Below are 9,063 nucleotides of genomic sequence, written 5' to 3'. Positions count from 1 at the left end.
AAGCATTCGGATAGAAAATCTACGTTTTCACCGATAGGTTATTGCCCGAATGCTTCGCCCCTACAGGACGCGGGCCGATGAAGACGCAAGGTTTTGAACGACGATTCTCTCAAAATCTTGCACCTGTTTCGCGAGAAAAGCCCCAAAACCCTTACTTTGCCTACATTTCAAATTTATTCAGCAAACCCTATCTAAATTACTCGTTAAGACTATGAGCAGGGAGCAGGGAGAAAAAACCTGACTACTGACTACAAGCTGATCACTGACAAAACCTATCCCAAAACGATCGAATCGCGCAGGGATTGAATTTCCTCGGTTTGTAAACGCGCCCCAAAAGTAGAAACCACCCGGGCAGCCGCTAGAGAAGCGAGATTTCCTGCTCCTTTGTAACCCATACCGTGGGTAATACCGTAGAGAAACGCACCTGCATACATATCCCCTGCACCGACGGTATCGATCGCCTGTACGGGATGGGGGTCAATTTCCAGGAGATTTTCGCCATCATAGATCAAAGAACCACTGGCACCCCGGGTGATAGCGAATCCTTTGGCAATGGTTTTAAAATAGGCGATCGCTGACTCGATTTCCTCGCTGCCAGAAATAGTCAAAGCTTCCGACTCATTAGCGAAAACGAAATCTAACCCCGTTCCGATCATTTCCAGTAATCCCTCCCGGAAGAAGATCGCCATATTGGGATCCGACAGGGATAAAGCGGTTTTGACTCCAGCAGCCTGAGCAATTTCTCGCCCTTTAATAGCGGCAGCTTTGGCAGTGGGAGAGGTGACGAGATAACCTTCGAGATAGAGATAATCGGCATTAGCGATCGCTGAGGGGACTAATTCCCGTTCGGAAATTTCCCCAGTGATGCCGAGAAAAGTATTCATGGTGCGATCAGCATCGGGAGTCACAAAAACTAGACATTTTCCCGTGATTCCCACCTCTTTTTCGCCGCCGTGTTCATTGGTATGCAAACCACAGGCCCGCAGATCTTGCAGATAAAACTTACCTAATTCGTCATTGCCCACTTTACAGGAATAGAAACCTTTACCTCCCAACTGAGCGATCGCTACTAGGGTATTCGCCGCCGATCCGCCGCCGCTGCGTTTACAATCAAGAGCCAATTTTTCCATCAACTGGGTTTGACGATTTTCGTCCACCAGCGTCATCACTCCTTTATCGATGCCTAATTCTTGCAGTAATTCAGGAGAGACTTGAAATTCCATATCGACGAGCGCGTTACCGATCCCATAAACGTTGTATTGTTTGCCCATAATTTAGTCGATCGCCTAAAAATACTTTGTTATTGATAGTAGGGAAATAAGGAGCAAAAAGCTAGGGGCTTTTTTCAGCCAGAGAATACCATAATCAAAAATAATGGGTGTGCTAGTCTCACACCCCCAGTAATTTTTGTTAAGTTTTGTTTAACTAAGCAACCTTAAGCCTCATCGTAGGCTTCTAGATCCAACAGATAAAGATAAGGTTCGGCTAATTCCTGCCTTTGAAAAGCGATCGCTCGCAACAGGTGCCAATCCCGCAAAGCCTCGAAGGGGTTACTATACTCATCTTTTTCTAGTCGTTCGGCCAAAGAAGCAATATCAGCGGCGGTATATTTGGCAATATCTTGATCAGTGAAGCTTATAACTGTCATTTCTGCACCTCCCTCGACCTTTGTTCTATTTCTAGCTTAACATATATCCTAAGTTGAAAAAATGCCTTCCCCGCCAAGTTAAGAACTGTAAATGGAAGGGTAATTATGGTAAGATTCCAGCAAAAGAGCTATTTTTAGTTGATCTTTTATGAAAACAGCCCTCATTACTGGCGCTTCCACTGGTATCGGTGTCGTCTTTGCCCGTCAACTTGCCCAACGGCAAATGGAGCTAATTTTAGTCGCTAGATCTAGGAATAAACTAGAACAATTAGCGGCGGAATTAGAGGAACAATACGGGGTAAAAGTGACGGTTATCGTCCAAGATCTGACCGTTGCTGGGGCGGGAAAGCTAGTATATGATACGGTGAACCAAAAAGGAATCAACGTTGATTTACTGGTAAATAATGCTGGTTTTGGTGGTTATGGTGCTTTTAGCGAGCAGGATTTAGCCCGACAGTTAGAAATGATCCAGTTAAATAATCTGGTATTGGTGGAATTAAGCCACTATTTTCTCCGTCCCATGCTTGCTGGTGCTGGGGGGGCAATTATCAATGTTGCTTCCATTGCTGGGTTTCAACCGCTGCCCTATCTTTCCGTCTATGCGGCGACAAAAGCTTTTGTCCTCAGTTTTAGCGAGTCTCTCTGGGCAGAAAATAAAGACAAAGGCGTTGAAATCCTCGCTCTTTGCCCCGGTCCGACGGAATCTAATTTTTTTGAGGTGGCCCGATTTCCCAGGGCTTTTATGGGCAAAAACGGCCGGTTAGATTCGGCAGAAGTGGTGGTACAAGAGGCTTTAAGCGCCTTGGCAAACAAACGCCCCAACGTGGTAGCCGGTAAATTTGCTAATAAAATTATCGTCAATCTGCCCCGTTTTTTACCTAGAAGTTGGATCGTGTCTTTGATAGAAAAGCAATTCAAGCTCTAACTAGGGTCTGCTGAAAAAGTTTGTTGGTGGGGGCAGGGTGTGGGGTGTGGGGTGTGGGGTGTAGGGTTTTACCGATTTTGAGGTAGTCAGTTACCTAAAATTCAGGGACTTTTTCCCTGAATTTTACCCCCGATCACTCTAATGGTCGGCACTTTTTGAAGGAAAAAAAGTCTAAAAACTTTATCCAACAAGGTTTTTAGATTTATTCAGCAAACTATAACTAGAATAAAGGCTCTTCTCGACTTTGTGTGATAATTTTTGCTTATGAAATCGTGAAATGTTTACTGGGAAAGACTTTTAGGACTATTTGGTTAAATAAACTATCAGTATAGACCTCGTTTCCACACAGAAACCAGAAGAGCCGAATAAAGCGAATTAGAGCAATTGCTGATAGGATTTTAAGGGAATACCTGTCCGGTTTCTCACTTCGATGGCCGAACGATAGACACCGTTTTTTTCTCTTTCGGCGACAATTTTATCGGCCAGGGAAAAGTCAAGACCGAGATTGACTAATTCCGCAACGGAGTAGTAGTTTAAACAACGCCAAGAAACGTCAACTTCTTGGCGAATATCGTAGGCAAAGATAATCCAAGGTTCCAATTTTTTGAGATAATTTTCCGGTAAACCAGCTAGGAAGTGTAATTCTTCCAAATGGGTAAAAATATGTCCTTCATTACGGACAGAAACAATATCATTGGCATAGACAATCGGCAACCCTAATTTATAAACCAGATCGTTGGTGGAACAGCTGTTAATATCAATTTTTTCGAGAGGAGAGGATGACTGTCTAGAATCGGTTCTATTTGCCGAAGCTATTGGATGGGAATTAAGCTGTTGACGGATGTATAAACCCAGGCCGATTTGGGCAAACCAAATGACGATAAAAGCCTCTTGTGTAAGGAAAATAAGGGAGATAATTGTCAAAGCAATGCCGACGGATAACCAGCTTTGGTTATTAGTTTTTTTGCCAGCATTAGCAATGGCAAGTCCCCCGAAAACTGGGACTAAGGATAGCCAGATCCACTCGGAAGATTCGGGAGGGCGAGGAGAGAGATTAGACATATTTTTTTAAAGAGAATCTAAATATTTTCTGCGTTTTTCTTCGTATTCTTCAGCAGTAATAATTCCCTGATCGTAAAGCTTTTTAAGCTGGAGTAAAGTAGCAGTTTTTTGCTGACCTGATTCTGGCAGTCTTCGCTCTGTACTGTTGGCGAGATAGTTAGGATTGTATTTAGCATCAAAAGCTTGATCTGACATGATGATTAAACCAATAAATTCAAAAAAAGCAATGATGCCGGGGATAAAAGTCCAGAAGAAAAGTAGATAGAGAATACCTGCTAAATTCTCCCCTAGATAAAATTTATGGATGCCAAGATAACCAAGAAAAAAGGCTAGTAAAGCCGCTATAGTTCTATTTCTCATAATTTTTGAGATTTCCCTAATTTAGCCAAAAGAAAGTATAAAACCACGATGCCTGCCTGTAATTCCAAGAGAGTAATATAACCCTTGACTAGATAATTTAATTCTAGGGAGGAATTAAAGGCAAAAACTAGCACACCCAAGACTAAAAAAGGCAGTAAACGCCAGCTAGACTTGGGTATTTTTATTCCCGTACTGTTAACCTGATTCATGGGCTAATTCTCTAGGTTGGTCTTTTTCGGTGATAGGAGCAAAATCGGGCTTTGTCAAGGGGTGCTTTGATTAACTTTTAGCATCTCAACCAGAATATTATGGGCATCCTTGGCTGATTCTAGGGTGCGCTCAAAAGGTATTCTAATTGTTTGACTCTCCCCTAATTTTTCTACGGCTAAATCCATGCCTTGGGGATCGATGGAGAGCATTTGAGCGGTTTCTGCATCGGTAATATTGCCGTAAACTTGAGCGTAGAAAAGCACGGCATCACCGTGATCTTTGTTCATGTGTTTACATATGCGATCGCTAATGGCGGGAGTGATAGTTTCAGACATAAATATTTCCGAAAAAAATCGATAATAAGGTGGGGACGGATAAAAGCCAGTTCTAAATCGAGGCCAATGGGGGCATATTAGTTAGGGTAGCCTAATTAATCGCTAATTGCCAGATAATTTGGGCGTGGGCATGGCAGACATCAATAATAAGTTTAATATTATTTTCTTGACAAAAATCCTTAATTGTGCGTTGATCTAATTGTCCCACTGAAGGTCAATCGGGGTAGAGAGTAAAGTCCGGGGCTGCCCGCGAATTTAAATTGCCTGTTGAGATGAAACAAGAGGCAACAGTAAAGGGATTGGGAGAGATTCAGCTAATCGGATAGGCGATTAAAATGCCTCTTAGCTTAAAACCCCACACCCTGCCCCCACCAAAAAACTTTTTCAGCACACCTTATATATTTTATCGTTCACAACCGACAACAGAAGCGGTGTAGGTATTACCGATGTGCTGAATACCATTGACAAAAAGATTAACTAAAAAAGGTTGATCATTTGCGCGTACTGTGGCAGTAATTGTTAAGGGTTTATCGGGTTCGATTCGTACTCCATTAGTATTAAAAAATTCCTCGTTAGTTTGATCGCTATACTTGAGAAACAGCCGGATATCAAAAGAGGCAGCCCGGGGGACAGAAACCGTAACGATAAACCTCTGAAAACGTCTCCCCCCCGGCACTGCCCAATCGGTATTCCAATTATTACGAGTTATCGTGACACCGAAAGGACCTGGAACAGTGGGTTGTGAGACGCTTTTCGTAACTTCACTACCTTCACCCCCTAATAAAGAAAGTGGCCGACAATTTTGCGCCGCTGCCGGTAGATGTGAGCTTAATAATACCGCCGATAGACTTAATAAGCCAGGGATAGAGGTTAATTTCATTATTGATTTTGTCTCCAATTAATAGAACCTATCTAAAAATTATAGATGATCATGACCCTAAAAAAACGGCGATTTAGCTTAATTGAGGCCAATTACTGAAAAATGTCGATCATCAAGCTGAATTTTCAAAAACGGGTTTAAAATTGATTCATAATTTCCATATAAATATGTTCTAACTGTATCGTCTGACGGGCGATAGAATCAATATTAATGCCGTCAAATGCCCGAATAATATCGCTTAATTCTAGATGTTCATGTAACCAAAAAGCTAAATCTTTACCGTAAAATTTGGGAGTAAATCCTAACTGTTTACCTCGATTTATTGCCGCTTCTTGATCCCGGGTATCCATGATAATAATTTCTTTCGCAGGAATGTGCTGACGCAGCTGATTTAAATTACCTTCGGCAATAATACGACCTTGTTTTAAAATCCCGATACGTTGACAGAGACGCTGTGCTTCATCGAGGAGATGGGTAGTTAATAAAATTGTCATTCCCTGGCGCCGTAATTCTCCGATTAAATCCCAAATTTCATAGCGAGATTCGATGTCTAAACCGGTAGTTGGTTCATCGAGAATTAATAATTTTGGCTGATGAACAATAGCCACGGCAATATTCATCCGGCGCTGCATTCCACCGCTTAAAGTTTCCACCGGACTACGGGCGCGATCAAGCAAATTTACTGCCGATAAACTGGCTTTAATCCGATGACGACGCTGGAGGCGATCAAGTCCATAAATCTGAGCAAAAAAGTTGAGATTTTCCTCACAAGTAAGGGATTTGTACAATAAATTTTCTTGCGGGGCAACCCCAATTAATTCTTTAGTAACTCTGGAAATTGGCAAATAATTAAAGGTAATTTCTCCCGATGAGGGTTTTAATAAATTACAAATTAAGTTAATAGTGGTGGTTTTTCCTGCACCATTGGGACCGAGTAAACCGTAAATTTCCCCCGCTTCAATATGAAAGTTTAATTGATCTAATACTAAGCGTCTTCCGTAATTCTTTTTGACATTATTGATAGTCAGCATTTTTAATAAAGTAACAAGGATAGTCAGGATTTTTTAAGCCATCATCCGTCAGCTAGGTAATAGTAAGAATAACAGGGAAATTGGCTAATTATACTGAAAAATAGGAAGCTGAATAACTGATGGTGGGTTACGGCAAATAGATAAATTAATGATTAAGTCTGATAATTTGTCTCCGCCTAACCCACCCTACCTAACTGATAACTGATTTACAGTCGGCGTTCAAGGTTTAACATTTGTCGATAGGTAAGCCAACCACCTGCTACCATAGCTAGAGCAAAAAGACAAAGAAAGCGAAAATGAGAGCTAATATCTTGTAGATTTTTGCCCTTTGCCCAAACAGCAATTAAAGCTTCATTCATGTGGTAGATCGGGTTATATTTAGCCAGAGACAGAATATTGTCGGGGAATAAAGCAGTGGGGAGAAAAACGCCGCCTAAAATTAATAAAGGAACCCCAAAAGTTCCCACCAAAGCATTAACATCTTCTGTTCTTTTCGCCAGTTGAGTGCCGAGGATAAATCCTAAACCCACATAGGCGGTGATACTAAGAAAAATAATTAATAATTCTAGAGGAATTGAGCCTTTAAAAGTGGCTCCATACTGTTTAGCAATAGAATAAACTAAAACTGTCTGACAGGCGGCAATCGCACAATGGGCGAGAAAAATGCCGATAAAATAGGAAACACCGCTTAAAGGCGATAAAAATAACCGTTTAATTGTTTGTTGTTCCCTTTCTGCCACTACCGTCGCCACGGTTCCCCCCAAACAACTAAAGAAAAGTGCCGCCCCGACGAGGGTGGGAGGAGTAGCCAGAGCCATCGCCTCGTCAAGCTCAATTTTGCCTTTTTCTGCCATAATATAGCCATTTAAGAGCAGGACAAGGATCGGGAAAATGCCCCAGAGGATTAAGCTACGCCCGCGCCGGATTAATTCTACTAAAATTCGTTGAGCGATCGCTAAAATTTCCTGCCAATATTTCATAGAATGTTAGTGTAATTGTTTCTCCCTGTAGAGAAATAAGTTTTTCTACTTTCGACTTAGGCTTATTGTAAGTGTTCCAGAGCTTGATCGGCGCGCAATCTTACCACTATTTCCGCTTCCGTCTCCCGAATCTGTCCTAAAAGTTCCCGAATCGCCCCGCGAAATGCCGCCGCCGCAGTTCCTAACCCCTCCAATCCGACAATCGCCGCATATCTAACCACCCACTCTGGATCCCCTTGCGAAAGTTTCTCCAGTGCCGCAAAAACAGCATTCTGAGCCTCAGAAACCCGACTTTCCTCCAAATCAGACCAAATTATATTTCCTAAGCCTCTAGCCGCCCCTCGCCGCACGCTAAAGGAAAAATCACTCACCGCCGCCTCAAGTAATAAGTCCAATCCTCGCACATCGCCAATTCCTGCTAGGGCGCGGGTTGCCCAAGCTCTCGCCCCATAATTATAACCGTCTAGGTTGGCTAGTAAATAGGGAACCGCCGCTTTGCCGATGGCGATTAAACCATCCACGGCTGCCACGGAGGCGCCGGGGTTGTTATATCTCAGCACATCGGTGAGGGTGGGTATTGCCGCTTCACTTTTGGCGGCGGCTAAGTTTTCCACGGCGGTTAGTAACTCATTGGCTGAGTCGGCTTTTTCGACGGCGATAATTAAAGTCTCAACGGTGGGAAGCATTGGTTATCATTGGAGGGGATGAGGGGTTGGGAATTATGAATTATGAATTATGAATTATGAATTATAAATTATAAATTATGAAGTGGGAAGAATAAATAAAAATGGCTCTACCGAACCTGTCATGTAAAACTATCAACAATTCGTGCTTGTAAAGCTTGTATACTAAGGCTTTGAGTTTTTGTTAAATTGATATTTATCAACTTTAGAGCATTGCTGGGCAGAGAGGGAGCTTGAGGAATTTTCTACAGTGTAAGTTCGGAAGAACCATAAAAATAATCTCCTGACGACTGATTCTTATCTCCTAACCCCACCAACAAACTCTTAAAGATAATTTTATCGCCAAACTTTTTTCTGTAAAATCTGACTAATTTCTTGGGGAAAAGGACAATCATCGGGAAAGTTAAAGGATTGATAATCTGGGTTATCTCGCAAGCTTTTTAAAGCCGTGGCATAGCAATCTAAAAATACTTGATCCCAGTAGGGTTTTAAACTAGGAGAATCCCTCAAAAGTTCTTCTAGTTCCCGTTGACTGCGCCTAATAGTTTCTTGCCAACCTCGATAATCCTCAACGTAATCAGTATAGCAAAGTTTGAGGCAGTGTTCTAAGATGGTGGTTAACCGGTTGCGGAGTTCACGTTTTTGACTTCTGCCCAAACTTTCTATCTCCTCGATCAAGTTTTCCCAGTCAACTTTATCAAAGTTTTTTTGTTTTAACAGAGTGATTGTTTCGTTTAGCCAGCCAGCATAATCAGTTTGAATTAGCATAAAACCTCTGGATTTTATGAGTTTGAATTTAGATAAAAACGGTTCTTCCGAACTTACACTGTAGAAGATTCCTCAAGCTCCCTCTCTGCCCAGCAATGCTCTAAAGTTGATAAATATCAATCTAACAAAAACTCAAAGCTTTAGTATACAAGCTTTACAAGCACGAGTTGTTGATAGTTTT

The 9,063-nt window shown here is 42.0% G+C and carries 12 protein-coding genes; 1 reads left to right on the top strand and 11 read right to left on the bottom strand.

The genetic code is table 11. The features are described from left to right. Nucleotides 1-272 precede the first annotated feature (272 nt). Nucleotides 273-1,271, bottom strand: a complete 999-nt coding sequence (locus PX484_RS22470; protein ID WP_287764884.1) for an adenosine kinase — start codon at nt 1,269-1,271, stop codon at nt 273-275. Between the two features lie 164 nt (nt 1,272-1,435). Further along, on the bottom strand, nt 1,436-1,648 hold the full coding sequence (gene isiD, locus PX484_RS22465) for a protein IsiD (RefSeq protein WP_002732311.1): 213 nt from the start codon (nt 1,646-1,648) through the stop codon (nt 1,436-1,438). A 148-nt stretch (nt 1,649-1,796) separates the two neighbouring features. Here isiD and PX484_RS22460 point away from each other — a divergent pair, with 148 nt between their 5' ends. Next, entirely contained in the window at nt 1,797-2,573 is a 777-nt protein-coding gene (locus tag PX484_RS22460; RefSeq protein WP_287764882.1) for an SDR family NAD(P)-dependent oxidoreductase, read from the top strand. 375 nt (nt 2,574-2,948) lie between these two features. On the opposite strand, the gene PX484_RS22455 is transcribed toward PX484_RS22460, so the two are convergent. From PX484_RS22455 to PX484_RS22415, 9 genes are all read right to left on the bottom strand, one after another. Next, on the bottom strand, nt 2,949-3,635 hold the full coding sequence (locus tag PX484_RS22455) for a helix-hairpin-helix domain-containing protein (RefSeq protein WP_287764879.1): 687 nt from the start codon (nt 3,633-3,635) through the stop codon (nt 2,949-2,951). 6 nt (nt 3,636-3,641) lie between these two features. Beyond that, a complete protein-coding gene (locus PX484_RS22450; RefSeq protein WP_287670004.1) occupies nt 3,642-3,995 on the bottom strand; it encodes an NINE protein in 354 nt (117 codons plus the stop codon). Further along, on the bottom strand, nt 3,992-4,204 hold the full coding sequence (locus tag PX484_RS22445) for a hypothetical protein (RefSeq protein ID WP_287670002.1): 213 nt from the start codon (nt 4,202-4,204) through the stop codon (nt 3,992-3,994). The genes PX484_RS22450 and PX484_RS22445 overlap by 4 nt, the downstream gene beginning before the upstream one ends. A 54-nt stretch (nt 4,205-4,258) precedes the next feature. Continuing rightward, nucleotides 4,259-4,540, bottom strand: coding sequence for a DUF2470 domain-containing protein (locus tag PX484_RS22440; RefSeq protein ID WP_004268454.1), 282 nt, complete (start codon nt 4,538-4,540; stop codon nt 4,259-4,261). A 403-nt stretch (nt 4,541-4,943) separates the two neighbouring features. Continuing rightward, nucleotides 4,944-5,420, bottom strand: coding sequence for a hypothetical protein (locus PX484_RS22435; RefSeq protein WP_004268456.1), 477 nt, complete (start codon nt 5,418-5,420; stop codon nt 4,944-4,946). Between the two features lie 137 nt (nt 5,421-5,557). Beyond that, nucleotides 5,558-6,451: an ABC transporter ATP-binding protein gene (locus PX484_RS22430; protein WP_287669998.1), complete on the bottom strand. Its 894-nt coding sequence runs from the start codon at nt 6,449-6,451 to the stop codon at nt 5,558-5,560. Between the two features lie 206 nt (nt 6,452-6,657). Then, the gene (locus PX484_RS22425) at nt 6,658-7,431 is read right to left on the bottom strand and encodes an ABC transporter permease (protein ID WP_002784574.1); all 774 of its coding nucleotides are present in this window, start codon (nt 7,429-7,431) and stop codon (nt 6,658-6,660) included. A 62-nt stretch (nt 7,432-7,493) separates the two neighbouring features. Next, nucleotides 7,494-8,117, bottom strand: coding sequence for a C-phycocyanin alpha-cysteine-84 phycocyanobilin lyase subunit CpcF (cpcF, locus tag PX484_RS22420; protein ID WP_004268459.1), 624 nt, complete (start codon nt 8,115-8,117; stop codon nt 7,494-7,496). Nucleotides 8,118-8,450: 333 nt separating this feature from the next. Continuing rightward, nucleotides 8,451-8,882, bottom strand: coding sequence for a DUF29 domain-containing protein (locus PX484_RS22415; RefSeq protein WP_004268461.1), 432 nt, complete (start codon nt 8,880-8,882; stop codon nt 8,451-8,453). Nucleotides 8,883-9,063 lie beyond the last annotated feature (181 nt).

It is taken from the genome of Microcystis sp. M49636_WE2 (assembly GCF_030065375.1).
Lineage (GTDB): Bacteria > Cyanobacteriota > Cyanobacteriia > Cyanobacteriales > Microcystaceae > Microcystis > Microcystis aeruginosa_C.
The sequence above is the reverse complement of the archived record's forward strand: the minus strand, read 5'-3'. Positions and strand labels throughout refer to the sequence as shown.